Here is a 26,039-nt window from a genome sequence, read left to right on the forward strand (position 1 = left end):
CCCATTTATGATATTATATAATTTGTATCGGGGTCGTTATGGATTCGACGGGTATAGGTTGAGTCTGGATTGCGTTTCGTGCAGCGCCACGTTAAACCGCCCAGTTTATTATAACTGCAAAAAATAATAACAATTCTTACGCTTTAGCTGCCTAATAAGCGCTTAACGTAGATCCTCCTAACTTCGCCCATGGGTTAGATCTGGGTCCTAAATTAAATGGGCTCACGCAGTTTGCTCCCACCTGAAGCGGACTGAAGAGACTAATCAGGTTAGCCTGCTGTGGGTGCCTTGATTTATGGCGTTTCAGTAGGTGAAATTCAAATAATAGATCTATGAACGTAGATATCTGGGTGGCAATATGCTCGGACGCGGGTTCAACTCCCGCCGACTCCATTGAATATACAAAAAGTCAGCCAAATCGATGCCTAATTGCATTGATTTGGCTGACTTTTTTTAAAGTAAATCAATTCGGTCGTTGAACCAAGAAAATAGTAAAATTAAATGTATGAGAATCTGTTAACTTTAGAGAATGGATATCAACCCGTCTATTCCTATACCGCAACTATATACAATACATGAAGGGAAATAAGCTTATGAGGAAAATAACAAAGTACGCAATAACCGTTGCATCAGCAATCAGTTTTATGGCAATATCCCCAGCACCAAGCAATGCCGCTTCTTGGCATTATGGTACCCCAAAGATTCTTCGGGGGACATACCAACGAACTCAATATGCAGGATCAGGAAAATACCGGTTCAAGTTTCAGACAGGTGTTCGTATGACGCCAACAACCTTTACCGGATTTGGTCTTGGCGATCCCTTTGCATTAAACAGGGTCAGTTATAAACAATATGGCAGATATACTTACCTGATTCGAGGCGTGGAATTTATGTACTCCCATAAAGTAAACCATGTAAAAATCGTGGCTACACACTATAAATTAAAATATCGTACAACATATCCATATAACGACAAGCACTACTCCAAAGTGTATTATCGTTAGAAGCCAAAAATGGGAGACCATTAAATTCTAAAATTCATCGATTTCCAGCTTTTCAATTTCAAACCATTCGGGGATAAATGAACCTGAGGCAATTACAATTACTTTTAACCCAATTCAGAATTCCTGGAATAGCATTTAAAGAGAAGCATTATTTTTCATATAACCAGCATCTTTCAAAAAATATTTACATTGAACTGACAACATGCTATACTTTTTGTCGGTGCCAAACCACGGTGAGTAAGTAACGATCGGCGCGCAAGCGTTCAGAAGGTCGAAGCTACTTGCCATTTTTTTATCTAAAGAAATATTTAAAATCACCTGCAACCCATTCTTCAATACATAGGCTCATAACCAATAATGTTATACTCGACTCGTAAATTCATCGAGGGGGAATAGTTCATGCAAGATCAAACACCATCACGACAGCAACGAAAACAGACTAAAAAAGCACAGAAGAAATCCAAGCACACCAAATTAATTGTGTTGTTAACTGTCTTGGCCATTATCCTGGGTGGCTTTCTGTATGTCGGCCACCAGGTTCATGAATTAACGGACGCGCAACGCCAGACCAACACGATTTTGGATAAACCAATTAAAAATACAGTGGTTAAAATTGTTCAGCCAAAATTGCCTGAGGAAGTTCGGCCACAAGTCATTCGAATTATTCAAGAAGAACCGTTATACCGTATTCAGCAGGCAGCTGACAATCCAGAACTGTTTCAACAAATTGCCGACAAATACCAAGTTCCTGAAAATTACGTCGCACCGGCCAAACAATACTGGTTCAGCCAGCAAAATGATGCTTTGAGGTCGGACATTTATCATGCTAAGCTGATGCAGATTATTTCGGAACTTCAAGCATTGAATAATTCCAGTCAGTCATGAAATCGGGGGATATTTACATGAAATTTAAATCACTTTTTTCAATGATCGTGGCTGGGACAGCTTTGGGAATTGGAATGACAATGACCATGCCCTCCGTGTCCGCTAACGGGTATCAAAGAATCAAAACAAGTTGGGAATCTTCACCCACTTGGTTTCAAGTGAAGTCCCAATATAAACATAAAAAAGTGTACATGTGGAATAGTAACCACACTAAAAAAATTCTACAATTAAACAATTATCCAAATTCCAACCGGAATCGTAATCATACTTATACCTATAAACACAATGGCAAGTTGTCAGTCTACTATGGAATCAATGGCTGGACGCCAAAGAATCATTACACCCGAAAAGGAATTGTTTGGGGCGGGTATCTCCGACCGGGCTACAATACGAACTACAAGGTTTGGAACAATCTACAACTAGGCAGATTCTCAAACAACCAGGAATATGCCAAGTACATTCAAGAATCACCTTCCCAGCGATTTTCTAAAAAGGTATTAAAGCTGTTTCCGAACACGCCATTATCTTGGAGACTCAGTAGCGAATGGAGCGCATTCCCTATCCAAACAGATCCAACTACTGGGATTAAATCGTTGCCATCATTTACCGATGTTATTGTTTTGCAATCAGTCAACAAATACTTTGACCGTGCCTTTTACAAAAATAACATTTCCGACAGCCAACGATTAAATCTGGTTAAAAAAGCACTGGATAAAGCAGGCTACGATCAGGCAAAGCGCAACACTTTAAGCGACTACCAAATTGGCATTTTCTACTACGACAAACATCATCAAGAAGCCGCCGACGAATATCCGGGAATTATACTTGCAAAGCCCATTCAAAAATAGCTGAAGACTATTCGATCTTAGGCAGAGCCAACCAATGGTTCTGCCTTTTTATATACTAAATTCAAGCATTAAATAAGCGAATCCAAAGCTCAACAACCAACTCAACTATTTTTGAGTTACTTTTTCGGCATAATCATGTAAAATATTAATAATATTAAATTTCAATTTATGAAATCGTATTGGAGACGGGAAAATGAAAAAAGCAATCGTGCTTGTCATGACATTCATCACAGCAATATCTCTTGCAGGCTGCACACTGGGACAGAGCAAGAAGTCCTCAAACGCTCAAAGCTTCAGCAACAACTCACTGAAAGCCAAAAACTTCCAACTAAAAATTACCAAAACGACGGTCATCCCAGCCGGTGAAACCGGAAACGAATTTGGTAAAAAGCCAATTTTTGCCATTTGGTATACGATCAAAAATACCAGCAATAAAAAAGTTACGCCGGTTTCCGCAGCCTCGGTACTGCACGCATACCAACCAGCTAAGTCTAAGAAGCGATTGATTGCTGCCCCACTTCCAGATGAGAAATTAGCATCCAGTTATAAAGTCAACATCAAGAAGAATCATTCAGCCAAAGGTTCTATGGCTTGGAATCTATACGACACAAAATCACCAATCAAAATTTATGGCGTCAAATATGGTACAAACCAAACGATTGGCATTCGAACTTACAGCATCAAGTAGTATGAATCAGTACCTCATGAACCACAATGAAAAACAGCAGAGCTGACATATGCACAAGTTTGCATATATCAGTCTGCTGTTTTTTTACCTCTCTTATTCATGCGTATCCAAAAAAGGATTGGAAATAGACTTCCAATCCTCTCAAACATATCTTTATTGAACACCATGCTTCTTCAAGAATTCACTTAATGGAATCAATCCCTCTGCGTAGTTACGTTTCTTGAAGTCGTCAATTGTCTTTTGATCGAACTTATCAGGATCCAAAGTCAATTTTTCAACCGGAATTGGTCGTTCATTGGTAATTTTGACATCGATCAGCACTGGCTTGCCGGCTTTGGTCTCCTCAACAGCCTTGTCAAATGCTGGTTTCATCTGGTCAACGGAAGTTACGGTAATGCCAAGCATCCCTTGAGCTTCCGCAACTTTGGCAAAATCTGTCTGCGGCAAACTGATGCCAAACCATTCATGATTGTCATCTTCCTGCTCATCTTCAATGAAACCAAGCGCATCGTTAGAGAAGACAACATTGATGATTGGCAGCTTGTAGCCAACTTCAGTGCTCAAATCCTGCATCACCATTGCCTGAGCACCATCACCAGCCATGTTAAATACCTGACGATCCGGATAACTCAATTTGGCAGCAAGTGCTCCTGGGAGACCAACCCCCATTGTCGCAAACAGTCCGGATGTGATCCAAGGCTGGTGGCCATTGGTTTTCAGAAGACGGACCGCGTTTTGAGTGACATCCCCCACATCAATTGAGTAAATGGCATCCTTTTCAGAAATCCGGTTTATCTCTTTAAACGCCGGTTCAAATCGCAATTTGCCTTCGGTCCGGTTCATCATGTGATCATTGTATTCATGCCAGTTGGTAACATTGTCAACATTGGCTGCATACCAATCAGATGGTGCAGCTTCCTTACCCATGTCGTTTAATTTCTGCAAGGTCTTCTTGGCGTCAGCTAAAATAGCCACATCCGTCTTATGACGTTTGCCAAGGACCTGAGGATTGTTATCAATCTGGACGAATTTAACATCCGGCTTGAACATCACCTCTGCAAATGGGTAGTTGGATCCAACAAACAGCATCAAATCAGTTTGTTGAAGTGCCTCATTGGCTGGCTTTGAGGCAACTCGGGCTGCTGAACCGAGTAATGATTCAAAGTCATACGGAATAATTTCCTTACCAAGTGCAGTCGTAATCACCGGAATTTGAAATTTCTTGGCGAATTCCATGACTTCAGCTGCAGCCCCATAAGTGCCTTGACCGACATATAATACCGGCTTTTTGGCTTGATAAATGAGGTCAAGCACTTGTTGAACCTGGTCATCTGATCCGGCTGACAGTTCAGGTCGGGCAAAGTTAGCGGCAGCACTGTAATAACCATCTGCCGGGATTTCTTTATTGGTTAAGTCATTAGGAATTGTGACAAACGCCGGCCCGTGTTGGGCAAATGCTCGGCGAATCGCTTCATCCAAAATGTGTGGCAGGCTCTCAGCGGTCATAACGGTTCGAGCATAGACGCCCGCATCTTTGAACCAAGGGTTTTCATCAAATTCCTGGAAGAAGTCCTGGTTCATCATTGCTTGTGGGTTTTGGCCGACAATGAATAAAGCCGGTACTTTATCTGCCATCGCATCGTAACCACCTTGATACAAGTGGGTTGCACCGGGTCCGGCTGAGCCAAAGGCCACGCCGATCTTGCCGGTCAGTTTGGTATCAGCAACGGCTGCCAACGCGCCAACTTCTTCGTGTCGGACATGAATATATTTGATTTTATCTTTTTCAGCATCTAATGCATACATTAAATTATTAACGGTTCCGCCGGGAATCCCGTAGACATGATCAACGCCCCAACTTTCGAGCGTTCGTAATGCGGCAATCCCAGAATTAATTGTCTCTGCCATAATAAAAACCTCCTGTGAGTGAGCAACTTTTTATTGATCATGGTTATATTAGTTTTGTACAATCAAAATTACAATCAAATCGACTTTTTAATTGTAAACGCTTCATTATCAGTGAAAGAAACAACCATGCCAATCTTTAAATTAACCCATTTAAGGTTATTCATTTTATGTTATGTAAGAAATGATATTTGTGTTAAAGTAATATTATAATTATTAGAGGGGGAAAATAGCTAAATGCTAAAAGCCTACATAGAATTTTGGACAAAGATTGGCGCGCTGAATGCAAAAGCCACCAGAAAACAATTTTGGGTCCCCTTTATCGTCCACAGCATGATTTTATTAATTCTGCTTATTTCGACCCATCAAGTCGGCAGCTTTATTCACGGACACGTAATTGCTCTAAATCCAATTATCGGTTATTCTGATTCACTTCCTTCAAACATTTTGTTTTTTGTCATTATCACACTGACTTTATTTGTTGGATTGGCAACGTTCACCAGCCTCTGTCGAAGGTTGCACGATGCCGGGTTTTCCGGGTGGTGGGCGGTGGTTGACCTATTGTTCATACCATTTTGGTGGGGACTGTTGATTCTGATAATCGCCTTGCTGCCATCAAAGGAAGATCCAAGATGGCCGACCAATCAATCAGACTTTTAAAATCCATCCGCTGTATTCATTCCCCCCACAAAATTAAGGAGATATCCATCATGCTCAAAACATATCTGCAATTTTGGACCAAAATGTTTGTTGGTCGTGCCAAAACGACTCCTACCCAATTCTGGGTACCGTGGATCGTCAACTTTGCGATCGCATTTTGTACCACTTACCTGATCAAAAATATAACAAACAGTCACGAACTTTCATTGATGTTCTTATTCCCGAAAATGAATAGTGTGTTGACCGTTTTGATTAATGGGATTTCACTCATCCTGATCGTTATAGTCTGTACCGCAATGTTCACATCCTACTTACGCAGGATGAACGATGCAGGTATTTCAGTTCTGTGGGGGATTCTGCCGCTTGCAATTCTACCGGTCAAGTTAGCCCCTATCGTCCTGGTGCTTGCCCTTCTGCCATCCAACAAAAGCTCCAAACATCTGATCAATCAATCAGAGACCCACAAAGTATTGTCAAAATAAATTAGACACTAAAAATCCAACCATCAATTGATGATTGGATTTTATTTATTCTTCAAATAACTTCCCAGCTTTAGGGTCTGGATCCAAAGCCCAAATCTTTTCAATGGTAATGATACCCTCAACTTTAAAAACCGACAATTTCCTGTTAGTATAAATCTTGCTCATACATAAAATGATATGGAGTCCTGACACAAAGCTTTAATAATGATTGACGGGTGCACTGTTGTTTAGGTATAGTTATAAAGTTCGTAATCAATTCATGCAACAAATGCAATGTTTTATGGCAAGAAATGATTCAATCATTTCCATTCTTCCATAACTGATGGCATTGAATGCTGAATACATATTTTGGAGGATCACCATGAATGAAGCTACAAAGTTTTGCATAAGCTGCGGGAAACAGATCCCATCTGCCGCTCAGTTCTGCCCATATTGTGGAAAGGAACAGGTGAGCTTGAGCGATGATAATAGTTCTAAACCCAATCTTATAAAACAATCGACCGCTCCAGAACCGCAGCGTCATTCCCCAGCCAATTTGGATCACAAACAACTCTGGTATAAGAATTGGATGATTTGGGCGATTATTATTCTCGGGGTTGGCCTTGTAACTTGTATCGCAATGCTGAACAATGCTAGAACCACGGTTGTTATGCAGCCAGCAGCGAGTTCGAAAGCCAAGAAGAAAGATATTGCAGTAAAGAAGAAGGATCCAAATGAAATCCCGTCAGATTCATTAACTCATCCTTCAAAAGTGGGCCAATGGAAAAATAGCCCAATCATTGGGAAAGCAACATTGATTGGTCTTGGGGCTAAACCAAATACAACTATAAAAGATGGTCCACTGTCGATTAAGTTTAAGCATGCAGAGGTTGATAAAGTTCATGCAAATACAGAAGATCAGCTTGAGCAAGCCAGTGATACATTTAGTAAAGACAATATGCCTAAAGACTATAATCGGATCAAAATTGAATATATCGTAAAGAACAATTCAAATCGGGCAATTCAGTTTGGTGGAATTAAACAAGTTGTTTACTCAAATGGCTATCAAACCAATTTTGATGATGATTCGATGAGCGATACCGGTTCAACTGACGAAATTTCTTCGAATGCGAAAAGAGTAGAATACGCACTTATTTTGCTTGGAAAATCAACGACCGCTCTGAAACCATCCTCAATTAAAATTTTAACCGATGAATCAGAGGATGCAAAATCATATGATACAGTTGCTGATGGCATTACATTTTCTGAAGATATCTTATATCATGGTTAACAGCATACAAAACAAAAAGCACCGGTTCATCTCAATTAATGAATCGGTGCTTTATTTGATTCTCTACTCTTCAAATATCTTTCCAGCTTTAGGCCCTGGATCCAGAGTCCAAATCTTTTCAATTGTAATGACCCCTGCGCCTTTAGGAACCGGGAACTTGCCCTCAGCCCATTTAGCGGCTTGGTCATAATATTCACCATCGGTATAAATCTTGCCAGTTCCGCCAAAACGGAACCCTTTCAAAGCTTTTGCATTGGCAACGGCGACAATTGCTTTGCCGTTATCGTTGATGTTGGCTTGAGTTTGGCCGCCCGTCATTTCGTTGTAAATCAGATGTTCATCGTCCAAAACCCGCATTGAGATCTTTGGACCAACATCTGGATCACCATCCGCATTAACTGTTGAAATATATGATAATTCTCCGGCAATCATATCTTTCATTGCCTGATTCAATTTTGCCATCATAACATCTCCCCTTAATTTAAGTAAGCTTATTTTAGAACCAGAAGATTCAAAGGGCAATCATTTACCCTTTTGACGTGGATAGGCAACGATTTCAAATCGACTGAGAATTTTCTTCAAAAATGTGTGCATCAACAATTTCAAAACTATCCACCCTACCAAGACGCCAAACGTGTTGGTCAAGACGTCGTTAATATCAACCCATCTTGACAAACCGACACTCAGATCCAAAACTAATTGTAAAAGCTCAATTGTCACGCTAACCCCAAGGCCTGTCAGGAGTACTTTTCTCAGGGTAAATTTTGGGAGCAGCAGACCGACATACATGCCCATCGGCAGCATCATGATTACATTTTGATAGAAATCAGCCGTTGTGCTCCAAAATGGGATCAGATTAATGGGGGCCGTTTCGATCATGATTGGTGACACCTGCTGTGGTCCGACAAACGCATAAGATGTGGGCGCTAGTGTCAAATAGCTGACGACCAATATATAGACCATCGCTGAAAGGATTGTGATCAGCTGACACCAGGTTAATCGCCGTAAATTGCCCGACTGCATCTTAACCCAAACCAAAACACCGGTAATATTTAATAAATACGGAAGCCATTTCATCGTCATTTCCCACCTTTCTTTCGTGAATAATCAGCAAATTATTTGATTTGTTAATTTCATTCTAGAAAGCGCCGGTTAAGCGAAACTTAAATGTTAAGGGAACATAATCAGCTTTAGAAAAATGTAATTTATGAGTTCTTGTCATTCGTTACAACTAATGATACTTTTAACAGTATCATCATTTTTGGAGGCATAAAATGGATATTGTTTTAGCAATTATTTGGATCATTCTAGCAGCTGCAATTTTTGTCATTGTTGCGGGCGCATTTTACTTAATCTACAAGAATGCGCGTGGTGAACAAGCCCCGTTTAAATGGCGGCATCTGTTCGTTGCACTGGCAATTCTCAGCTTGCTATTCACCTTATTCGGTGGTCTACTATCAATTCTCAACAATCTGCAATACGGCAACCCCTAAAATAACCGGGTTGTTTATTCATTTTTGAAAGCGCTTTACAAGACTTCCATTGCCCAAGCTGATATAATAGAAGTAGGTTATATAAATAAGTAGTTATAACTAATTAAATAACGAAGGAGTGTCCTACTTATGGCAACTATTATTTCTGTTTCTGATTTAGCGAAGTTACCTGAACTGCAAGCACCGGTGATTACTTTGAATCTTAACTTACGTAAGCTTTCGTTTGACCAAAGTGAACAACTCCGAGTTAAGAACATGCTTAAAAAGATTCAAAAAGAAATTGGTGCAGGCATTGAACCATTTATTACCGACGTGAACGACCTTACCCGTGAGCAATTGCCTTATGAAGGCATGACTGTCATTGCTGATCATCTTGGTAAGAATGTCTATCATCTGATACGAACAAGTGTCGATGAGGCTGACTATCGAATTGAGGACTCAATTGATTTTCTGTTACTACTGAGTGAAGCCCCCAACATGGATTACACGTTAATTGAACTTAATCGTGATAACAGTAAACTGTACAGTCTATCCAACAAACGGGTTGCCCCACTCGAGATCAAAGATTACCCATCCACCGTTCAAGAAGCTTTGGGTGAGGAGCTCCGTGGCGGTGAATTGAACTTTAGTGCCCGGGGTGGCAACGCACAATATCATGGGCATAACGAAACAACCCAGGAAAAGAAAATCGACCAGGAACGTTATTACAGAGTCATTATGGACTTCCTGAAGGGTGACCAAGCATTAGCAGCTCACCAATTCATTTTGATGGGATTGAGTCAAAATATTAACTTATTCAAAAAAGTTAATAACGGCCTTAATCTTGCAAGGGTTGAAATCGATCAATCAGTTCAAAATCAATCGGCTACCGAGATCGCCAATCTCGTAAATACAGCCATTGAGAAAGATAACCGTGAAAACACAGCTGATGCAATTACGAAGACTTTCAAGGACAAATTATTTACTGACTTCACCAATATTCAAAATTTATTGAATTCTCAGGATATCAGGCATCTATTTGTTGCATCCCGAGATGAAATTAAGAATAATGATCCTGAGATTTACGGCCAGGTTAATCAAATGATCAAACAGGCCTTGTCTCAAGATGCCAATGTCACAGTGGTCAACGAAGATCACAATGCCCCACTTGTTAGTGCGGTCTAATCTCATATTGTTTTGAAGAATGTAAACAAAAGGAACGGCAGCTGCCGTTCCTTTTGCGTTTTCCATGATCTATAGACGCTGACGAATATCTTTAGCAATTTTATCAAGGCGATCATCATTTTGAACCTGCGAAATTTTATACCCGATGAAATACGGAGACGTTGCATAACGAGGAACTACCTTGCAATAAAACTGGCCGGCCATCTGATAGAAGAATAAATTATACGAAGTCAGTCGGCCACCCATATAATCGTTGAGCAAATATTTGACGACGACTTGAACGGCATCTGCCAGTGAATCAATTTGAGCAACCCCCGGAATGGCGATGTTGATTTCCACAAATCCAATAATTGGGTTGGTTGACAGCGTCATCTCAACTTGATCATCTTTGACAATTTGGACACCAGTAAAATTGGATTCGTCAATATTCTGGTAAACATCATAATTGTTCAACCCAACAATTTGAAAATGAGGATGACGCAAGCTCCCACCCGATAACGGACCAAAGCTTTTATACATAATCGTACTGTCATATTTATTGGAAATAATCATCTTGTGCCAGCACTTGAAGGCAAACTCGAATACTTCCCGGTTTTGTTCGACGGAATATGTTGACGGTCCACCATTATGCTCGCTGGACTCAATCACCACGGTTTGAAACGTGTCTTCCAACGTTCTAAACTTATTGACCAGCCAGATGCGGTCCTGATCCTGAGCAAGAATATTTGTGAGATGCTCGACATCGCAAAATGGACAGTAGCCTTCAATATGGCGAATATTTTCGGGCTTTCCCTGGGCAGCCTGATAATCAAAAACAAGCGGTTGATTTGCCAATACTTTCACCCTTCTTTCTTTTCCAACTTTATGTGTACATTATATTCGAAAACAACCTTCAACTGTCAAATAACGGCCATTCTGTCCACAGCTTGGCCAAATGCCTATCATTAATCGTATTTTAGAGCTAATCAAAAATATAGATTTTTTTTGCATTATTGTCGTTCTGGTCTATTGTTCTCATGCCAAATAAGTATATAATACATACAAATTCGTTCATCACTTATACATATCAGAGTCAGGGGGCATTCTATGGGAAAACCAATCACCGTCACACTTACACTACTCAGCACACTGCTATTATCTGCGTGTGGAACTTCCACATCGTCTAAAAAACAAGTTGATCATCACTTTGACAGTCAAAAAACGGCTGCGGAATACAAACACGATCGGGAAGCTGAAGGCATCAATCACACTAATTTCAATTCCATCAACATCGGTGACATTAATGACGGTTCATACGGCTCAACTGAAGATGAAGTTATCAAACTGTTCGGCACCCCTTCAAAAGTCAGCAGCGTTTCCGTGAGTGGAATCACAAAGAAGACCACCCAATACACATGGGAAGATGTTTCCGCAACCTTCCCCGTATCAAAAGTCAAAGTCCAATTTCTGAATCACAAAGCGGTGGGCAAATCTTACACCCCTGCCGCCAAACGTAAGCAACGGATCATCCCCAAATCAAAAATTGACAAGTTGGGATTGGGAACTACATATCAGGCAGCCATCGATTCCCTTGGTACGCCAAACGGTGAATCGGTTACCGGTCAAGGACCAATGTCGGGCAAATACTTACTTTACGTCACTGACAGTAAAGGCACGGCCTATGATTTGACATTTACTGACGATAAGTTAAACAATAAATTCAAAACTTCGATATACTAGAGATGTACATGACCCCAACATTTTATAGGAGGCTACAAAGATGAAAGTCATTAACGTTGAATTGTCAGTGAAACCGGGAATGCAGAAAGATTATGAAGCATTCATCGATGACCTGGTTACCGGTTCTCGAAATGAAGCTGGAAACATCAGCTATAACCATTTCAAGAAACTGCACAGTGACACCGAGTACGAAATTATTGAGCATTGGAAGGATGCCGACGCCGTTGAGTCACACAACGGCACCCCCCATTTTCAGAAATTCCTTGCCGGAGTCGGTGACTTCTTAACTGAGGATCCAGTCATCATCAGAATGGATTATAACGAATAAATAATCCTAACAGATCAAACTATCAATAAATTTTAAACAACATTGGAGAAATTATGAATAAAAAAGTAATCGCAACTCTCGCAACGATCACCCTTGCTGTTTCAGCAATGCCAATCTCGGCAACTGCTGTTCAGGCAAGTTCAAAAGTTCCAAGTAAAATGCGCGGTGCCTGGTACCAAAACCTGGCATCAATTAAAGACCCAACGTTCGTTAAACTAACTTCCCGCTCAATTGACACGGGAACCCGCTCATCCCATCAAAAATGGAGTGGCAGCAACTTTTCAATCAGCAAAACAAAAAGTGGTTGGTACAAAATGGGCTATAAAAACATTATTACCCATTACTACAAAGTTAAAAAGATTAAGATCAGTGGTAAATATCGGACCGCTCTTTTGGACAAATACACACCTTCTTCACACTATGCCGAAGTATATGTTCGCAAGAACGTGACATTACCATTAGGCGACTCACAATACTTTTTACATTAGTCATTTAGCGGTTCAAGACAACATCTTGGACCGCTTTTTGTAAGCACCGAATGATTGTGATTTTGGTGTAAGCGCTTATAATATGGGTTAGAACACTTGGGAGGTATTGAAATGCAAAAAGATGAAAGATGGAATAAGCCAGTGCTGTATCAAACCGAAGCAGTTAACGATGAAGGCTTAAACGGCCACGCCTACGTCCCCGACGGAATCAAAGTCGAAACCAGCAATCCACTCAATTCAAGGCCTGGCACCAATCCTGAACAGTTGCTCGGCATGTCATTGGCAACTTGTTTGGAAGCAACTCTGCAGGCCGTTGAAAGAGAACACGGCGTTCCCCACACCGCCGAAGTACACGTTAAAGTTGCTTACATCGGTGAAAGAGCTGAATATCAATTTTTAGTTCACGCCCAGATCATGGTTAAAGGTGTCGACTTTGAAACCGCTGATAAATTTGCCCAGGAAGCTGAAAATCGCTGCCCAGTATCAAAATTATTAAAGAACAGCGGCAACTACACCGCAGAAACAGTCACCAGTTTTGATTAAAGTTAAAACGCTGGTCTTGCCTAAGATTAGCGTTTTTTGTTTGCCGGAATGTTCTTCATTTCACTTAAATAGCTGGTAAAAAGTCCAATTAAGCTGTAATATTTAGTTAAAATAATTAATTAATTGGGCAAATTATTCAAGATTATTCGGATATTTAATCTTTTTATTAATTTGGACAATTTTCTAATATTATTTTCAGTTCAACCCGTTTTACTGTATAATCATTCTAAATGATTTAACTAAATCTCAGGAGGCATTCTTTTATGGATAGAAAAATCCCTAATATTATGGGTACTCAACATCCAGATAACGCAGGAGTTCCGTTCTTCAAGCATAGCGATAACGCATTTGTTTCCGCATTTCGTGAAATTGACGAGGCTTACCAAAACTTTTCTAAGCTTGATGCCGACGAATACATGTGGGACTGGGAAGGTAAACATGCCGATGCATCAGTTATCGACCGTTTATATTCTGAACACTACGACTATTTTAAAAAGCATCCACTTGGCAAAGACAAGTTCTTGACTTTCCGTCTGCCAAACATTTGGGAAGAAAAGGGCTACAGCCTGATGCAGGCAATGACAACCATCTTGTCTGCTGAGGATTTTGCTTACGATCTTGGGTTCAAGGAACGCCCGTTATTCGAAGCAATTTTGCCAATGACTCAATCTGCCGATCAATTGATCGCTATGGAAGACAAATTTGCCAGCCTTTCTCACTACAAGTCAACTGAGTTTAACACTGGGCACAAAGATTCAGATACACTTCAAATGATTCCATTGTTTGAAGGCTTTGAATCACAACTCCACGCCCCACAAATTTTGAAAAAATATCTTGAAATGTACAAAGACCACTTTGGCCGTGAATTAAATTACATGCGGGTCTTCTTGGCAGGATCCGATTCCGCACTTTCAAACGGATTCTTAAACAGTATCATTGGTAACAAGTTGGCGTTAACCGGCTTGGCTGAATTTGAGCAGGAAACCGGCATGCCGATTTACCCAATCGCCGGAACAGGAAGTACCATCTTCCGTGGCGGCTTGTCACCAATGATGATTGACCGTTATCTCGAAGAATTCCCTGGTTTGAAGACCGCAACTATCCAGTCGGCATTCCGTTATGACTATCCGCTGGACGTTGTTGAGCCAGCCATCATCAAGCTGCGTGAAGGCCTTCAAAAGAGTCAATTTGATATCATCAATCACGATGATCAAGAGATGCTGTTGGACATTGCAAAGAAGGCCGCTGGTGAATACCACGAAACCTTGGATCCGCTGATCAACGACTTACAGCCAGTCTTTGATTCATTCCCTAAGCGTCGGGATCGTCACCAACACGTTGGGATCATCGGTTATTCACGAGATGTCGATGGTTACAAGATGCCTCGTGCGATCACCTTTACCGGTGCTCTTTATTCGGTTGGTGTTCCACCAGAGTTCCTCGGAACCGGTCGTATCCTCAACAAACTAAGCGAAAAAGAATTAAATACGTTGCTGAAGTATTATCCAAACATCAAGCATGATTATGCTCACGTTGCCAAATACTTCAGTAAAGAAGCATTAGACGCCCTTCAAGCAAAGAATCCTGCTTGGAAAGCTGTCGATGAAGATATTGAAGCTGTTGAGAAATTGTTTGATATCAAAGCCGGCCCTGAAACACCAGAGCAGGAAAAACATGCAAGATTAGCTGCCGATTTGGTTAAGATTTCCGATAAAGAAACCAAGACCACTTTGATCGGCCGTCAAGCCATTTTAAGAAAGTTCCTTGGATAATCAAAAATCAATCCAGCGAAATAAGACGGGAAATCAATTCGATTTCCCGTCTTTTTACGTGGGTGAAGTTATATAATTAAGTTTAATGAATTAACTGTCTGGGGGATTGATCATGGAAAAGTTAAAAGTCCGGTTAGATGCATTTAGTGATGCGGTAATTGCCATCATTTTGACAATCATGGTGTTGGATTTGACGCCCGTGTTAAAAGATAATATGAGTGATTACCTGCTGTTGACAAAGGAAATTGGCGTTTACATCATCAGCTTTGCCTTTGTGGCCAACAACTGGTACCAGCATGCCACATTATTCAATGAGATCGATGATATGAGTTATCGGATTATGCTTTATGATTTCTTATACCTTATTCCGCTGTCCCTTACCCCGTTGGCAACCAACATAATGGCCAGCAACACAACCAGCATCACCGTCGTGGCGTACGGAATCTTAGTTGCCATTGTCGGACTCTGCTTTAGAATCCTGGCAAAAGCAGTTATTCATTTTCAATATACTGATAAATCACAAATGCGTGAAATTTACACAAAGATTTATGGCAAGCACAACATTTACTTTGCATTAATAAATGTTGTACTCATCATATTCGGATATTTCTTCCCACAAATTGTCCTCTGGTTCTTTTTACCCTACCCACTCGTCTACATGGTCTTCAGCAGTTCCGACCGTCAACAAATGTATGACGCCGCTCAATTAACGTCGGATCAACGGGAACAATATCTACAACTGCCTACCGGTGAATTAAAGAAGTTCAGGCACATGGTTGAAACCCAACCGACTTCTCCCGACACTCAATCTGCGGGTCACTCAAATGCCATCCGTAATCCATATAATCATTGGCTTGACCGACCGGTGAATCCTGAAGCCGAAGCCCCGATGTCTCAGGGCCATGCAGATCTTGACGACCTTAGAAAATTGCGCCGTGAGCAGTGGCAGCAATTTGTTTCCGACACTAAGAAACAGTATGACTTTAAGAACAATCCAGTAGAGGCCTCAAAAAATCTTGCCAACGCTGTAAAAAAGCATGCCCGAAGTGAACAGGAAAAGCAGCATCAGAACCATAAATCCAACCGGAACTAACCCTGTAAAAAGTGAGTAAACTTTCTATTATTTTTTAGCATTTAGCTTTATACTGAAATTGTAGGTATATCACTTACGTTATATTCATAATTGAAGGAGATAATTCTTATGATTAAGAAAAGTATCATGCTCGCAGTTGCTGCGCTTAGTTTCGGCGGATTCTTTGCTGTATCACAAGCACCTGCTACAAACGCTGCTGCAGGCGCCAACATGCCTGGCGCAATGACTTATCACAAGACAAAGATGACTGCTAAGATTGGCAGTAATTACAAGAAGTTTCAATTAACCAACCATGCAAAGAACAGCAGCTTCAAAAATATTAAGACAATCTCATGGAAGAAAGCCGGTTTGAAGAAGGGCTCAAAGGTAACCATTGATTTATATGCTACCCAAGGCACCCAGTACAACTGGTACAGAATCTCAAAGTACACAACCAAAAAGACTGCTAAAAAAGCCAAAGTTCAAAAGTACTGGGTATATGGTCAAGCTTTGGTATTGCCAAAGAGTACCAGCAACATCGTTAGTTTTGCTTATTAATTAGTTTCAAATCGTTTTTAATCCCGTAATCAAGTGATACGGCCTACACAAATTAGAAGGAATGATTTAATTGCATAATTTTCAAAATGTTTCAAGTTGTACTGCCTTTTTAGCTGGTAAGAAGGCAACTGTTGATGGTTCAACAATGATTGCCAGAAATGAGGATGCCGGCGGCGGAATTAATGCCAAACGATTTGTAGCTGTTAATCCCGAGGACCAACCTCGGGAATACATATCGACATTTAATCAGTTCAGAACGAAATTACCTGACAATCCACTTCGTTATTCATCAACACCTAACGCGGACGTGAGTGATGGTGTTTGGGGAGAATCAGGTATCAACACCGATAATGTTGCGATGAGTTCAACAGAAACCGAATTTACCAATACTACCATGTTGGGACTGGATCCTCTGGTTCCCGATGGTATCGGTGAAGAAGCCATGTTGACGGTCACCTTGCCATATATTCATAACGCCCGCGAAGGTGTTAAACGCCTTGGTGCTTTTATTACCAAGTATGGTACCTGTGAAAGTAACGGAATCGCATTTTCCGACTCTGACGAAGTATGGTATTTTGAAACGGTTGGCGGACATCATTGGGCAGCTGAACGCATCCCCGATGATGCTTATGCGGTTGCACCCAACCAAACCGGCATTCAAGAAATTGATTTTAGTGATCATGATCATTTTATGTATTCCGATGACTTGAAAGAATTCGCCGAGAAGAATCATTTAAATAAAGCACGGAACGGTTTTAATTTCCGAGACATCTTCGGGGAAGATACCCAAGCCGATCACTACTACAACACCCCTCGTGTTTGGTATGGTCAAAAGATGTTCAATCCAGAAATTGAACAGGATCCTGAGAGCCGGACCATGCCATTCACTCGGGTAGCTGATCATTTAATCTCAGTTGAAGATATTGCTTTCTTCTTGAGCAGCCATTATCAAGGAACTGATTTTGATCCTTATGGCAAAACAGGCACCGAAGAATCCCGTCTTCGTTACCGTCCAATCGGCATGAACCGGAACCAGGAAATGCACATTCTCCAAATTCGTCCAGGCTTCCCTGCTGAACACGCAGCTATTCACTGGTTGGCAGAAGGTGTCAATGAGTTCAACGCGCCAGTGCCATTCTTTGCCAACTGCACGGATACCCCGGACAACTTCAAGAACACCCCATTGCGGACAACCACTGAAAGTTTCTACTGGTTAAACAAGTTAGTTGCGATGTTAGCTGACCCATTCTTCGCAGAACATGATCTGGAAGCAATGTTTGCTGTTTCAGAAAGCCGCAAATTTGGCTTTGCAAACGGCCGAGCAGCCGTCGCAACAGCTGATGCTGAATTCAAGAATATTGCAGCCGATAAAGTTCCCGAATGGCATAATCAGGTTAATGAAAAAATTGCCAATACCATTACGGAAAACGTCAAGGACCTGCTCCATCAGCTATTATTAATGAGAGCTGAGAAGATGGTGCCAACGTTTGAGAAGGGTGGAGAATTGTAGAGTGTGACGAGCAACGGTTTGACACGTAAAGCTAAGGCCTTTTTTATTGAAATCCCGGGTTTGGATTTTGATAAAAAAGTCTTAGATTGTAGTGTCAGTTGCGTCGGAACACGTTTTGGAAGCCGAAGGGAGCAAGAAAGAAGGTTTCTTCACTTCCTATTATAAATCAAATAACCAACCAAAAAAAATGGATTAACCTCTCACTAACCCGAGAAGCTAATCCATTTTATTATCCAATCACTTAACCATATTCGTCTTAATCCGATCCAGCGGAATCTCCCTTGGCGTAAATTTCTCATTTGTCTGCCCAAGTGTCAATGCAAATGCAGGCTTGAACCCATCCGGAATCACGTCACTTGGGATTGAACCCAAGCTGGCCATATTATAGTTAGCACCTAATCCCTGATCTTCGACAGCTAATTCCATGTTGTGGACAATAGCACCGGCAGAGATTTCATCAGCCGCACTATCGGCTTTGATAGAAACGACAATCACAGTTGGTGCTTCATAAATGCCAGTCATCTTGGATAAAACTTGTGGATCTTGAATCACCGTCAAGCGATAATCGTCATAACGCCCCATCCCAACAGGACCGGCATTTGCGGCTACCAGAATTTCGTGGAGCTGATTATCACTGATCTGGCCTGAATATTCACGAATTGCTTTACGAGATTGAATCATTTTTAATGTTTCCATTTACTATTCCTCCAATTTTGATTCCATCTCTATTGTAACCGCTTTTTTAATAAAATTAACCAATTCATTTCACCTGGAAAATTTACTTTAATTTGATACACTCAAGTTATTAATAATCACTCAGGAGGTTTCTCATGACTAACTATAATTTCTTACAACCAACAAAATTACGAAACGGTGTCACCATCAAAAACCGGATTGCCATGTCACCGATGACCGAGATGTCCAGCTTTGAAGACGGCTCAATTACCAATGATGAGGTCGACTACTTCCGCCTACGGGCTGGCGGTCCCGGCATGATCATTACTGGATGTGCCAACGTTAATGATTTGGGCAAAGGCTTTGAAGGTGAACTCAGTGTTGCGCATGAGAAGATGCTCCCCGGTCTATCTCGTTTAGCTAACGCAATTAAGATCAACCACACTAAGGCAATCCTCCAAATTTTCAGCGCCGGCCGCATGAGTAACTCGCATGTCCTTCGCGGTCGTCAAACAGTTTCTGCCAGCGCCGTCGCTCCCGAACGATTAGGAGCCGAAACACCCCGCGCCCTTTCAAGTGAAGAAGTTGAGCAAACCATCAAAGATTTTGCCAACGCCACCCAACTTGCCATTGATGCCGGCTTTGATGGCGTTGAACTTCATGGTGCAAATACGTATTTGATGCAGCAATTCTTCAGCCCTCACTCTAACCGCAGAACAGACGACTGGGGCGGATCATTGGAAAAGCGGATGCATTTCCCCTTGGCAGTCGTCGATGCCTGTGCAGACGTTATTAAGCACTCTGATAACCCTTCTTTCATTCTGGGTTACCGAATTTCACCTGAAGAAATTGAAGAACCTGGGATCAGGCTGGCTGACACATTAGCATTGGTTAAAAAATTAAACAAAAAACCAATTGATTACTTACACATTTCTTTGGCGGATGCCTGGCAAGGATCAATTGTTGACCGCGAGGACAAACAACCGCTATTTGAAAAAATTCAAGAAGTTCTGGCTGATGATTTACCACTGATGGTCGTTGGTCACTTGGCATCCCCTGCTCAAGTCGAAAAATTAATCGACTCCGGCGTTCAATTTGCCGCCATGGGCCGTGAGTTAATCCGTGAGCCGAAGTGGGTTCAAAAGGTCGAGGCTGATGACGAAAAGGCCATTCGCTATACCTTCTCATTGCGCGATTTGGATGAGCTACAAATTACCCCACCACTGTTGAATTTCTTGCGAACTGCATTTAAGAAGGGCTTTCCAATTTCCACAGATGAGAAACAGATTCGGATTTAATTTCAATTTTGCTTACCCCAATGAGAAGTAATTTGATAACTACAAATTGCAACTATTACAATGTATCCCACCCAGGCACAAATTAATAACCCGCCAAATAATAATCTGTAGTAATCAATTAGGAACATCACACCAGACGCTGCTATGATTAAGCCATACAAACTTCGCAATTGTCTCACACTCTTTTCAAATCATTTTATAAAATCATTCTCCCATAAAAATGTGAATAAATTATGATCTCGCAAACCAAACTGTAACATTCCCCCAATCCCAAAGCTGACAAGCAAATCAGCTTTGGGTTTTATTTTTCAATCATGTTCCCCTTGACGGTTAGAACATATGTTCGTATATTATAGCCATGGGGGTGTTTAACATGATTCGAGAAGTTCCACGGGATCAATGGCTTTACAATGACCGCGGTATGATGAAGTGGCTGGGTTATTTTCTAAGTGACCACAACCAGGATATGACCGACAAAAAAGTCGAGGAGGTCCCGACTCATCGGCTCCCGGAACAGGATCCAGAAGTGATCGACCGCATCTTACAAGACAGTTGGCAGAACTCCAAACAAATTACGCTTCAATTAAATGATGACGGCTACTTAAACGTTTATAATATAAGTGGTATTGTAATCGGTGCGAATGATAATTTTATCTATCTTCAAACCGATAAGATGGTTACAATAAATGTAAATGATATTCGCCATGCGAAACTCAAAGAAGGAAGTAAGCCAATTTGAAACAGACCATTAGTGTCCCCTGCACCAACAACGAAATTACGATTATGGTTGACTCAATCAACTACCAGTATCTGGCACTCCGCCGAGCATCATTAGACATCGCACCACTTGATTCGGTCAACGTCACTTTAACCGATGAGGATGTTGACGGCCATGCCTATTACGAGGTTGCCGGCTTTAGTGTCGCCCAGTCAGCCCACTTGGAATCCGTTGACCTGGTTCCCGGGGATTACGTCGTCTACCGTGCGCTTCCGGGCAGTGAGCCAAGCATGGTCATTCAGCTGGTAAACAAGTTTGATCAAGCAAATTAATTGGAGATGACAGTTATGAACAAAGGGACTCAATTATTTGTGGCCACGATTGCCTCACTGGGATTTCTTGGAGCAGCCACAACAACTCAAGCGGCAACCTGGCATAATGGCACGCCAACCGCGCTTCGCGGTCACTGGAAGAATAAGACGATTAATATCGGCCGATACTTTGGTATGAAAAAGTTTTATAGTTATGAATCTGTGCGGGTGAAAAAGAACAGTGTCAATGCCTACCTCACCCAATCAGCCGGTTGGCACATCAAGAACACCAAGTGGAAACACGTTGGCTCCAAAGCCTACACAATTGTTGGCACTAATGAACTGAACGAACTGCGCAAAGCCCGCTTTACATTCAAACGAGTTGGTCACGGTTATGTTCATATTTATTATGATGGTATGAATATTGCAAAGGGAACACCGTTTTCACCGTATTTTTATCGGGTATCCAAAAAAGCATAAATGACAAGTGGAATTGCAAGAGATCAATTGCAATTCCATTTTTATTTCTAAATTTAACATTAGCAAAAATCTATATACTTGTTGCAATTCCCCTTTTTTAAAATTACACTATTTAGAGTGCCATTTTTAAAAATACATAATCGGAAGTGCTGTTCATGTCGAAAAAAATTAAATATGCCTTATTTATCATGGTGTTCGGGGCATTCTTCGGAATTCTCTGTTCAACCCTCATGAACGTTGCCCTGCCGACTTTTATGAAAGTATTCAACGTGCCTTCAGCAACGGTGCAGTGGATTAGTAACGGCTACATGTTGGTTAACGCCATCATGATCCCTGTGAGTGCCTACTTCACCAAGAGGTTTACGTTCCGTTCACTTTTTATTGCATTTACCGGCGTTTTCCTGTTGGGAACTCTTGTGGGCGCCGTTGCCCCTAACTTCTTCATCTTAATTGTTGCCCGGATGATCCAGGCAATTGGTTCAGGAATGATGATGCCACTGGTTAACACCTTGGCAATTCGTTATGCTGAACCTGGCAAGAAAGGCGCGGTTATGGGAATAGTTGGGTTGGCATTCAATTTTTCACCAATTATCGGGCCAACCCTTTCCGGAATCATATTGAATTTCTTTTCTTGGCGATACTTATTCATTTTGGTTATTCCATTCATCGTCATCGATTTAATCTTTGCATTGAAACTGTTGCCCAAAGTGCCAACGAATCAAGAACCAGCCTTTAATGTGGAGGGCTTAATCACCGTTAGTTTGGGACTGTTGGGATTACTTTGGAGCTTTTCAAACGTCAGTCAGTACTCAATTGAATCAATCACCGTCTGGCTGCCGTTTGTCATCGGTGTTGTCTTGATCACCATCTTTGTTTTGACGCAAAAGGATTCCGATCATCCCTTCGTCAACTTGAATGTTTTTAAAAATTCGCAGTTTACGACTGCAACCATCGTTAATTCGTTAATCGTTTCAACTATGTATGGAAACACGATTCTCCTACCCCTATTAATTCAAACGATCATGGGCCAAAGTCCGATCATTTCCGGCTTGGCATTACTTCCAGGTGCGGTATTAACCGGGTTTATGTCACCAGTCAGTGGCCGATTATTTGACCGATATCCGGTTCGAATTATCGTCACAACCGGAATTCTGATTGACTGTTTTGGAACCATGATGCAGGCGTTCATTGATGTCAACGCATCGGTGGCTATGTTGACGGTGGGCCAGACCATTCGACAGTTGGGATTAGTTTTGATTCTCATTCCCATTCAGACTCAGGCACTTTCGTTTCTACCCAATGAGATGATTGCCGACGGTGTCGCAGCATTTAACACCTTGAGACAAATTGCCGCTTCGTTTGGAACAGCAATTATTGTTGCCACCATTAATATCACAAGTCATGCATTCATGGGCCACGCCCACAATCAGCAGATAGGCATCCAGGCAGGCTTTACCATGTGCCTGGCATTCCTGATCATAGCATTATTTATGTCTCGCAAGCTGTACACGCAACATTCGTCAACACCAAAAGCGCATAAGCATCCCCATGAAAAATTGTCGCATATTTAGTTAGCCCATCAGAAAGGAGCCCTGGTATGACAAACTTTGTATTTGTATTACTTCCTGCCATCTTGGCTGGGATTGTGCAGGGAATTACTGGGTTTGGCTCAGCAATCGTTTTAATGGTTTTTCTGCCAACTATCCTGCCAATCCCCCAAAGTGCAGGTGTGGCGTCTCTCATTATGTCAGTTGCCAACATCATGCTGGCTTGGCGGTATCGTCACAGCGTAAAGTTCAAACGGATTATTTGGCCGTTTCTTGTCTATGCCAGTGTCGCCTTCATGGCGTTAAAATTGGTTGACCAAATTGATGTCCATTTGCTGAAAGCCATGCTTGGCGGCTTACTGGTTGCTTTGTCACTTTACTTTTTATTCGTTAAATCAGAGACGAAAAAGCACTATCCAATTTACATAGCCATTATTTTCATGGTTGTTTCTGGTTTCTTTAACGGTCTTTTTGGAATTGGCGGCCCATTAATGGCGCTTTACTTCCTGTCATTGGCCGAAACCAAAGAAGAATACTTAGCCTGTATTCAGACTTTCTTCCTAATGGATCAATTGTATATAACAAGTGTCCGGTTCTACAACGGTATCCTTGGTGTCAATGATATCCCGCTCATTTTGTTTGGTGTCGTAGGTGGTGTCATCGGAACAATGATTGCCAACAGGGTAACTGTTCACATGAATATTAAGATGATCCAAACTTGTGTGTTTGTGTTGATTGGGGTTAGTGGACTGTTTTATTTGTTTCAATAAATATTTTCGTCACTTGTTTATGCTAAAGGCATCCATTAACACAGCTCGGTTTGAGCTTGTTAGTGGATGCATTTTTTGATTGTGGTTGGTTCACTGTTATTTGGACTAAACGTGCTCCGACAGCCCTGATCCCTGCTACATAAGCCAAAAAAACTAACGATGAACAAGAAACGTTCATCGCTAGTTTTTTTAACTTATGCTCCGGGATCAACCCGGGCTTAGTCGCACTCTATCCTTGTGCCTTCTCTGGATGTCCTTGAAGGTAAATGACGTGGGTATTCAAGAATTCTTCGATACCGTGACGACCATCGTCTCCACCGATACCTGATTCTTTCCAGCCTGAGTGTGAACCATTCATAGCTTCAAAGTTGAATCGGTTGATGTAAGTTTCACCATCTTCAAGTTCGTTGGCAGCACGCATTGCGTTGTCCAAGTTCTCGGTGAAGATTGATGAAGTCAACCCGAAGTCGGAATCGTTTGCCATTTCAATGGCATCATCCAAAGTCTTAAAGGTCAATACTGGGAGGACTGGGCCAAAGATTTCGTCTTGAACGATTTCTGAATCTTGCTTGACATTAGTAATAACAGTTGGTTCGTAATAGAATCCATTTTCGATGTTCAACTTGTGACCACCGGCTGTGATCTTGCCGCCAGCTTCAACGGCACGGTCAACCATTCCGGCAACCTTATCCAAAGCTTCTTGATTGATCAGTGGACCCATGCCGACGTTTTCGTCTTTCATAACGTTGCCGACAGTGATCTTTGACATCTTGTCTGATAACTTCTTGATGAACTCATCTGCGACATCTTCTTGAACGTAAACCCGTTCACAGTTGTTGCAAAGTTGTCCGTTGTTATCAACTCGTGAATCGATAATTGATTGAACAGCCAAGTCAATGTCAGCATCTTTGCAGACAATGGCTGGAGCTTTACCACCTAATTCAAGTGATACCTTAGCCATGTGAGTAGCAGCACCGGCCATTACCCGTTTACCAGAATCAACAGAACCAGTCAAGCTGATAATGCCAACCTTCTTGTTCTTGGTGAGTTCATCACCAACAACTGAGCCACGACCGGAAATAATGTTAACAACACCCTTTGGAATACCAACTTTTTCACAGATCTTAGCAAATTCAAGACCCAAGTTTGGTGTGTCTGAAGATGGCTTCATAACAATGGTGTTACCAGTTACCAAAGCTGGACCCATTTTACGAGCAATTAAGAAGAATGGGAAGTTCCATGGTAAGATTCCGGCAGCAACACCAATTGGTTGTTTAGCAATCATGATGTTTTCGTTCTTGTTGTCGGATTGAAGAATTTCACCTTCATATGTTCGAGCAGCACTTGCCATGTAGTCGAAGTAATCTGCTGAGAACATAATTTCAGTTGTAGCTAATGACTTGATCTTACCTTGTTCCTCTTGGAGCATTTCAACCAAGTGATCTTTTTCGTTACGAACTTCAGTAGCAACATCGTGCAAATATTGACCACGGGTTGCGGCTGGCACTTTCTTCCATGACTTTTCAGCTTCATATGCAGCATCGATCGCTTCTTTAGCTTCTTCACGGGTTGCAGCTGGAACTGTTGAAATCTTTTCGCCAGTTGATGGATTAAGAACAGTAATTTCATTGCCTGACTTTGAATCCATGAATTTTCCGTTAATGTACATTTGATAATGTTTTAATGCAACAGCATTTTGTGCCATAATATTTTGCTCCCTTTCAAGATACCTGTCGGCAGCAGTGTAATTGAACGCCATGTGGCAGGAACAAATATTTTTTATTTTTGATGTTACTTTGTTGGTGCTTGGGTTTTACTTTGCTGAAACAGACTAAGCTTATGATGAATTAA

At 41.5% G+C, this 26,039-nt stretch carries 29 protein-coding genes and 1 other RNA gene; 24 read left to right on the plus strand and 6 right to left on the minus strand.

The window, feature by feature from the left end; genetic code table 11:
* Positions 1–29: 29 nt before the first annotated feature.
* The 5 genes from ssrA (at position 30) to FD17_RS04140 (ending at position 3,425) form a co-directional block, all read left to right on the plus strand.
* Positions 30–396: a transfer-messenger RNA gene (gene ssrA / locus FD17_RS13035) on the plus strand.
* 197 nt (positions 397–593) lie between these two features.
* Positions 594–1,004 carry a hypothetical protein gene (locus FD17_RS04120; RefSeq protein ID WP_057823908.1) on the plus strand — a complete coding sequence of 137 codons (411 nt, stop codon included), beginning with the start codon at positions 594–596 and terminating at the stop codon, positions 1,002–1,004.
* A 399-nt stretch (positions 1,005–1,403) separates the two neighbouring features.
* Positions 1,404–1,889: a hypothetical protein gene (locus tag FD17_RS04130; protein ID WP_057823912.1), complete on the plus strand. Its 486-nt coding sequence runs from the start codon at positions 1,404–1,406 to the stop codon at positions 1,887–1,889.
* A gap of 17 nt (positions 1,890–1,906) precedes the next feature.
* On the plus strand, positions 1,907–2,737 hold the full coding sequence (locus tag FD17_RS04135) for a hypothetical protein (protein ID WP_057823914.1): 831 nt from the start codon (positions 1,907–1,909) through the stop codon (positions 2,735–2,737).
* Between the two features lie 193 nt (positions 2,738–2,930).
* On the plus strand, positions 2,931–3,425 hold the full coding sequence (locus FD17_RS04140; RefSeq protein WP_057823916.1) for a DUF5067 domain-containing protein: 495 nt from the start codon (positions 2,931–2,933) through the stop codon (positions 3,423–3,425).
* Positions 3,426–3,578: 153 nt separating this feature from the next.
* Here the strand turns inward: FD17_RS04140 and spxB are convergent, their stop codons facing one another.
* On the minus strand, positions 3,579–5,333 hold the full coding sequence (gene spxB / locus FD17_RS04145) for a pyruvate oxidase (protein WP_057823918.1): 1,755 nt from the start codon (positions 5,331–5,333) through the stop codon (positions 3,579–3,581).
* Between the two features lie 234 nt (positions 5,334–5,567).
* Here spxB and FD17_RS04150 point away from each other — a divergent pair, with 234 nt between their 5' ends.
* The 3 genes from FD17_RS04150 to FD17_RS04160 all read left to right on the plus strand — a co-directional run bounded on the left by FD17_RS04150 (position 5,568) and on the right by FD17_RS04160 (position 7,742).
* Positions 5,568–5,990 (plus strand): DUF805 domain-containing protein, encoded by a 423-nt coding sequence (locus FD17_RS04150; protein WP_057823920.1) that lies wholly within the window; start codon positions 5,568–5,570, stop codon positions 5,988–5,990.
* A gap of 50 nt (positions 5,991–6,040) precedes the next feature.
* A complete protein-coding gene (locus FD17_RS04155; RefSeq protein ID WP_057823922.1) occupies positions 6,041–6,472 on the plus strand; it encodes a DUF805 domain-containing protein in 432 nt (143 codons plus the stop codon).
* 361 nt (positions 6,473–6,833) lie between these two features.
* Entirely contained in the window at positions 6,834–7,742 is a 909-nt protein-coding gene (locus FD17_RS04160; protein WP_057823924.1) for a zinc ribbon domain-containing protein, read from the plus strand.
* 63 nt (positions 7,743–7,805) lie between these two features.
* On the opposite strand, the gene FD17_RS04165 is transcribed toward FD17_RS04160, so the two are convergent.
* The gene (locus FD17_RS04165; protein ID WP_057823925.1) at positions 7,806–8,207 is read right to left on the minus strand and encodes a pyridoxamine 5'-phosphate oxidase family protein; all 402 of its coding nucleotides are present in this window, start codon (positions 8,205–8,207) and stop codon (positions 7,806–7,808) included.
* A gap of 57 nt (positions 8,208–8,264) precedes the next feature.
* On the minus strand, positions 8,265–8,819 hold the full coding sequence (locus tag FD17_RS04170) for a VanZ family protein (RefSeq protein ID WP_082617125.1): 555 nt from the start codon (positions 8,817–8,819) through the stop codon (positions 8,265–8,267).
* Between the two features lie 197 nt (positions 8,820–9,016).
* Between FD17_RS04170 and FD17_RS04175 the strand changes: the two genes are divergently transcribed.
* A complete protein-coding gene (locus FD17_RS04175; protein ID WP_057823930.1) occupies positions 9,017–9,235 on the plus strand; it encodes a hypothetical protein in 219 nt (72 codons plus the stop codon).
* Positions 9,236–9,364: 129 nt separating this feature from the next.
* Positions 9,365–10,399 (plus strand): baeRF6 domain-containing protein, encoded by a 1,035-nt coding sequence (locus FD17_RS04180; protein WP_057823932.1) that lies wholly within the window; start codon positions 9,365–9,367, stop codon positions 10,397–10,399.
* 69 nt (positions 10,400–10,468) lie between these two features.
* Here FD17_RS04180 and FD17_RS04185 read toward each other — a convergent pair whose 3' ends face one another.
* Positions 10,469–11,233, minus strand: coding sequence for a DUF4931 domain-containing protein (locus FD17_RS04185; RefSeq protein ID WP_057823933.1), 765 nt, complete (start codon positions 11,231–11,233; stop codon positions 10,469–10,471).
* 252 nt (positions 11,234–11,485) lie between these two features.
* Between FD17_RS04185 and FD17_RS04190 the strand changes: the two genes are divergently transcribed.
* The 8 genes from FD17_RS04190 to FD17_RS04225 all read left to right on the plus strand — a co-directional run bounded on the left by FD17_RS04190 (position 11,486) and on the right by FD17_RS04225 (position 18,389).
* Positions 11,486–12,118: a DUF3862 domain-containing protein gene (locus tag FD17_RS04190; RefSeq protein ID WP_057823935.1), complete on the plus strand. Its 633-nt coding sequence runs from the start codon at positions 11,486–11,488 to the stop codon at positions 12,116–12,118.
* Positions 12,119–12,158: 40 nt separating this feature from the next.
* Entirely contained in the window at positions 12,159–12,446 is a 288-nt protein-coding gene (locus FD17_RS04195) for a putative quinol monooxygenase (protein ID WP_057823937.1), read from the plus strand.
* A gap of 53 nt (positions 12,447–12,499) precedes the next feature.
* Complete coding sequence (locus FD17_RS04200; RefSeq protein WP_057823939.1) at positions 12,500–12,934, plus strand: hypothetical protein; 435 nt, start codon at positions 12,500–12,502, stop codon at positions 12,932–12,934.
* Positions 12,935–13,045: 111 nt separating this feature from the next.
* Positions 13,046–13,477, plus strand: coding sequence for an OsmC family protein (locus FD17_RS04205; protein ID WP_057823940.1), 432 nt, complete (start codon positions 13,046–13,048; stop codon positions 13,475–13,477).
* A 263-nt stretch (positions 13,478–13,740) separates the two neighbouring features.
* Positions 13,741–15,249, plus strand: coding sequence for a phosphoenolpyruvate carboxylase (gene ppcA, locus FD17_RS04210; protein ID WP_057823942.1), 1,509 nt, complete (start codon positions 13,741–13,743; stop codon positions 15,247–15,249).
* Positions 15,250–15,361: 112 nt separating this feature from the next.
* On the plus strand, positions 15,362–16,342 hold the full coding sequence (locus tag FD17_RS04215) for a TMEM175 family protein (protein ID WP_057823944.1): 981 nt from the start codon (positions 15,362–15,364) through the stop codon (positions 16,340–16,342).
* Positions 16,343–16,450: 108 nt separating this feature from the next.
* Positions 16,451–16,879, plus strand: coding sequence for a hypothetical protein (locus FD17_RS04220; protein ID WP_057823946.1), 429 nt, complete (start codon positions 16,451–16,453; stop codon positions 16,877–16,879).
* A 70-nt stretch (positions 16,880–16,949) separates the two neighbouring features.
* Positions 16,950–18,389, plus strand: coding sequence for a C69 family dipeptidase (locus tag FD17_RS04225; protein WP_057823948.1), 1,440 nt, complete (start codon positions 16,950–16,952; stop codon positions 18,387–18,389).
* Positions 18,390–18,626: 237 nt separating this feature from the next.
* Here the strand turns inward: FD17_RS04225 and FD17_RS04230 are convergent, their stop codons facing one another.
* Positions 18,627–19,085, minus strand: coding sequence for a nitroreductase family protein (locus FD17_RS04230; RefSeq protein ID WP_057823950.1), 459 nt, complete (start codon positions 19,083–19,085; stop codon positions 18,627–18,629).
* A 134-nt stretch (positions 19,086–19,219) separates the two neighbouring features.
* Between FD17_RS04230 and FD17_RS04235 the strand changes: the two genes are divergently transcribed.
* From FD17_RS04235 to FD17_RS04260, 6 genes are all read left to right on the plus strand, one after another.
* On the plus strand, positions 19,220–20,362 hold the full coding sequence (locus FD17_RS04235; RefSeq protein WP_057823952.1) for an NADH-dependent flavin oxidoreductase: 1,143 nt from the start codon (positions 19,220–19,222) through the stop codon (positions 20,360–20,362).
* A gap of 373 nt (positions 20,363–20,735) precedes the next feature.
* On the plus strand, positions 20,736–21,101 hold the full coding sequence (locus tag FD17_RS04240) for a hypothetical protein (protein ID WP_057823954.1): 366 nt from the start codon (positions 20,736–20,738) through the stop codon (positions 21,099–21,101).
* Positions 21,098–21,412, plus strand: a complete 315-nt coding sequence (locus FD17_RS04245) for a hypothetical protein (protein ID WP_057823955.1) — start codon at positions 21,098–21,100, stop codon at positions 21,410–21,412. Before FD17_RS04240 ends, FD17_RS04245 begins: the two co-directional genes overlap by 4 nt.
* A gap of 15 nt (positions 21,413–21,427) precedes the next feature.
* On the plus strand, positions 21,428–21,871 hold the full coding sequence (locus tag FD17_RS04250; protein ID WP_057823957.1) for a hypothetical protein: 444 nt from the start codon (positions 21,428–21,430) through the stop codon (positions 21,869–21,871).
* A gap of 155 nt (positions 21,872–22,026) precedes the next feature.
* Positions 22,027–23,442, plus strand: a complete 1,416-nt coding sequence (locus FD17_RS04255) for an MDR family MFS transporter (RefSeq protein ID WP_057823959.1) — start codon at positions 22,027–22,029, stop codon at positions 23,440–23,442.
* Between the two features lie 26 nt (positions 23,443–23,468).
* Positions 23,469–24,188 carry a sulfite exporter TauE/SafE family protein gene (locus FD17_RS04260; protein ID WP_057823961.1) on the plus strand — a complete coding sequence of 240 codons (720 nt, stop codon included), beginning with the start codon at positions 23,469–23,471 and terminating at the stop codon, positions 24,186–24,188.
* A gap of 229 nt (positions 24,189–24,417) precedes the next feature.
* Here FD17_RS04260 and aldA read toward each other — a convergent pair whose 3' ends face one another.
* Positions 24,418–25,893: an aldehyde dehydrogenase gene (gene aldA / locus FD17_RS04265; protein WP_057823962.1), complete on the minus strand. Its 1,476-nt coding sequence runs from the start codon at positions 25,891–25,893 to the stop codon at positions 24,418–24,420.
* Positions 25,894–26,039: the final 146 nt, after the last annotated feature.

This window comes from Lentilactobacillus sunkii DSM 19904 (assembly GCF_001435575.1).
Taxonomy (GTDB): domain Bacteria; phylum Bacillota; class Bacilli; order Lactobacillales; family Lactobacillaceae; genus Lentilactobacillus; species Lentilactobacillus sunkii.

Excerpts from the sequence above, each read along its gene's own strand:
- FD17_RS04190 (WP_057823935.1), top strand. The coding sequence starts at position 11,486 with ATGGGAAAACCAATCACCGTCACACTTACACTACTCAGCACACTGCTA.
- spxB (WP_057823918.1), bottom strand. The coding sequence starts at position 5,333 with ATGGCAGAGACAATTAATTCTGGGATTGCCGCATTACGAACGCTCGAA.
- FD17_RS04205 (WP_057823940.1), top strand. The coding sequence starts at position 13,046 with ATGCAAAAAGATGAAAGATGGAATAAGCCAGTGCTGTATCAAACCGAA.
- FD17_RS04235 (WP_057823952.1), top strand. The coding sequence starts at position 19,220 with ATGACTAACTATAATTTCTTACAACCAACAAAATTACGAAACGGTGTC.
- FD17_RS04220 (WP_057823946.1), top strand. The coding sequence starts at position 16,451 with ATGATTAAGAAAAGTATCATGCTCGCAGTTGCTGCGCTTAGTTTCGGC.
- FD17_RS04215 (WP_057823944.1), top strand. The coding sequence starts at position 15,362 with ATGGAAAAGTTAAAAGTCCGGTTAGATGCATTTAGTGATGCGGTAATT.
- FD17_RS04160 (WP_057823924.1), top strand. The coding sequence starts at position 6,834 with ATGAATGAAGCTACAAAGTTTTGCATAAGCTGCGGGAAACAGATCCCA.
- FD17_RS04170 (WP_082617125.1), bottom strand. The coding sequence starts at position 8,819 with ATGAAATGGCTTCCGTATTTATTAAATATTACCGGTGTTTTGGTTTGG.
- FD17_RS04140 (WP_057823916.1), top strand. The coding sequence starts at position 2,931 with ATGAAAAAAGCAATCGTGCTTGTCATGACATTCATCACAGCAATATCT.
- FD17_RS04200 (WP_057823939.1), top strand. The coding sequence starts at position 12,500 with ATGAATAAAAAAGTAATCGCAACTCTCGCAACGATCACCCTTGCTGTT.
- FD17_RS04260 (WP_057823961.1), top strand. The coding sequence starts at position 23,469 with ATGACAAACTTTGTATTTGTATTACTTCCTGCCATCTTGGCTGGGATT.
- FD17_RS04155 (WP_057823922.1), top strand. The coding sequence starts at position 6,041 with ATGCTCAAAACATATCTGCAATTTTGGACCAAAATGTTTGTTGGTCGT.
- FD17_RS04130 (WP_057823912.1), top strand. The coding sequence starts at position 1,404 with ATGCAAGATCAAACACCATCACGACAGCAACGAAAACAGACTAAAAAA.
- aldA (WP_057823962.1), bottom strand. The coding sequence starts at position 25,893 with ATGGCACAAAATGCTGTTGCATTAAAACATTATCAAATGTACATTAAC.
- FD17_RS04180 (WP_057823932.1), top strand. The coding sequence starts at position 9,365 with ATGGCAACTATTATTTCTGTTTCTGATTTAGCGAAGTTACCTGAACTG.
- FD17_RS04255 (WP_057823959.1), top strand. The coding sequence starts at position 22,027 with ATGTCGAAAAAAATTAAATATGCCTTATTTATCATGGTGTTCGGGGCA.
- FD17_RS04165 (WP_057823925.1), bottom strand. The coding sequence starts at position 8,207 with ATGATGGCAAAATTGAATCAGGCAATGAAAGATATGATTGCCGGAGAA.
- ppcA (WP_057823942.1), top strand. The coding sequence starts at position 13,741 with ATGGATAGAAAAATCCCTAATATTATGGGTACTCAACATCCAGATAAC.
- FD17_RS04250 (WP_057823957.1), top strand. The coding sequence starts at position 21,428 with ATGAACAAAGGGACTCAATTATTTGTGGCCACGATTGCCTCACTGGGA.
- FD17_RS04240 (WP_057823954.1), top strand. The coding sequence starts at position 20,736 with ATGATTCGAGAAGTTCCACGGGATCAATGGCTTTACAATGACCGCGGT.
- FD17_RS04135 (WP_057823914.1), top strand. The coding sequence starts at position 1,907 with ATGAAATTTAAATCACTTTTTTCAATGATCGTGGCTGGGACAGCTTTG.
- FD17_RS04175 (WP_057823930.1), top strand. The coding sequence starts at position 9,017 with ATGGATATTGTTTTAGCAATTATTTGGATCATTCTAGCAGCTGCAATT.
- FD17_RS04150 (WP_057823920.1), top strand. The coding sequence starts at position 5,568 with ATGCTAAAAGCCTACATAGAATTTTGGACAAAGATTGGCGCGCTGAAT.
- FD17_RS04195 (WP_057823937.1), top strand. The coding sequence starts at position 12,159 with ATGAAAGTCATTAACGTTGAATTGTCAGTGAAACCGGGAATGCAGAAA.
- FD17_RS04120 (WP_057823908.1), top strand. The coding sequence starts at position 594 with ATGAGGAAAATAACAAAGTACGCAATAACCGTTGCATCAGCAATCAGT.
- FD17_RS04230 (WP_057823950.1), bottom strand. The coding sequence starts at position 19,085 with ATGGAAACATTAAAAATGATTCAATCTCGTAAAGCAATTCGTGAATAT.